Origin of the sequence: Pseudoalteromonas sp. G4 (genome assembly GCF_028875915.1) — a bacterium.
Lineage (GTDB): Bacteria > Pseudomonadota > Gammaproteobacteria > Enterobacterales > Alteromonadaceae > Pseudoalteromonas.
Genome location: NZ_JAPEHW010000148.1, coordinates 1 through 1,683 on the forward strand (window position 1 = coordinate 1; position 1,683 = coordinate 1,683).

Sequence of the window (1,683 nt, forward strand, 5' to 3'; positions counted from 1 at the left end):
ACTTCAATGAGTGTGAAGCCTTTATTTTGAGGTTTATTCTTAAAAGAGGAAAAAAGAGAATTCTGTATTCGCATTTTTCATTCATCCTTTAAACTGAAAATTTTCTAGCTTAATAGTCGCTGAACGAAAAACGAAACTCAATTTACAAGTTATTAACGGTAAGAATTTCCGATAAACGGTATTTATTTTTGAAGCAGTTGTTTTAAATTAGGCCACTCTCGGCGGCTAACTTCAATTTTGTCATCTAAATCAAGTAGCTTTAGCCAATGTTTATTGGTGTCGTGACCAATCTCGTAGAGGTAGCTACTGTTTACTATGGTATTGCGATGGGCTCGAACAAAAAAGAGTGCGTAGTCGTTCAATAGCTTTTTAAGTGAGCCTTCAATTAAAAAGCTACGTGAGGGTGTAATCACTCTAAGGTATTTATCTTCTGATTTTATCAATCTGATATCGGCAATTAATATTTGTTTGTGTAAACCATTTTCTAGATACTCTAATGCTTCTTGTTGTTTGAGCGCTGTTTGTGCTCGGTGAGTCAATTGCAACCCTGACAAAACTTTAGCTAGCGATGTTTCATCTACCGGTTTTACTAAATAACCCTGTGGCAAGACTGAAAATGCCGGCAATGCTTTATCTGTATAAGCAGTAATAAAGATGATTGCGGGAGGCGGCTCAACCTCTTTTAATTTTTGGGCAAGTTCTATTCCCGACATACCCGGCATTTCAATATCTAGCAGCGCTAAGTCAGGCATAACATCACTGCATATATTGAGTGCTTCGTTTGAATTTCCGGCTAAGGGTAAAATTGAAAAATCAGGTCGCAGTTTTTGCAATAGCCTAGAAATTCTAGCTCTTGCTAAAGGCTCATCATCAACAATTAATACATTCATAACTATCTCGGGATCACTAATTTAGTTCGAAAGCGCTCGCCCTGAATAAAATGCGTAAGTTTAGCGCGCTGACCAAAATACATATGTAGGCGCTCTTTAATGTTCTCTACTGCAATGCCGTTTGAAGGACGAGATTTTGATGCATCTTGCAAATAAGGGTTATCAACAATAAGTGAAATGGAACTGCTACTGACCAATAACTGAACTGACACAGTAGAGCGACCTTCATTTGGTTCAACACCATGACAAATCGCATTTTCCAATAGCGGCTGAATAGTCAATGCTGGTACATTCAATTCAGGAAATTGCTCTGGCAATTGCCAGTCAATGGTTAATCTATCGCCGAAGCGCCATGATTCTACCAGCATATACTGCTGCGCGAGTAAAATTTCTTTTTCTAACGAAATAGCTTCATCACAATGCATTGCTGCACGCGATAAATCAGCTAGCGCTAAAATTGTTTTCTCTGCATCTTCAGCATTATGATAAACAAGTTCAGCTGCCATATTTAAGCTATTAAATAAAAAATGCGGCCTAATACGCGCTTGTAACGAGCTAAGCTGTGCCTGTGTAGCAATTTGCTCTGAGTAACTGCGCTCTGCATGCATAATGCTAAACTGTGCATAAAGAACAGCAATAATAAACGCGATAAGCAAGTTTCTACCCAAAAACTCAATTAGCGAGATATTTTCAAGAATTTCTAATGAAAAAACCACGTAACTGGTTGCTATAGTAAAACAACATATCACTAAGATCATTACCATCAGTTGCTGGTGATAACTAGCTTTACGTA

2 protein-coding genes are annotated in these 1,683 nt (G+C 37.9%); both read right to left on the minus strand.

The window, feature by feature from the left end; genetic code table 11:
- Window positions 1-182 precede the first annotated feature (182 nt).
- Window positions 183-890 (minus strand): LytR/AlgR family response regulator transcription factor, encoded by a 708-nt coding sequence (locus ON073_RS20275; protein WP_274763678.1) that lies wholly within the window; start codon window positions 888-890, stop codon window positions 183-185.
- 2 nt (window positions 891-892) lie between these two features.
- A partial coding sequence (locus tag ON073_RS20280) for a sensor histidine kinase (RefSeq protein ID WP_274763679.1) occupies window positions 893-1,683 on the minus strand: 791 nt, incomplete at its 5' end.

Excerpts from the sequence above, each read along its gene's own strand:
- ON073_RS20275 (WP_274763678.1), bottom strand. The coding sequence starts at position 890 with ATGAATGTATTAATTGTTGATGATGAGCCTTTAGCAAGAGCTAGAATT.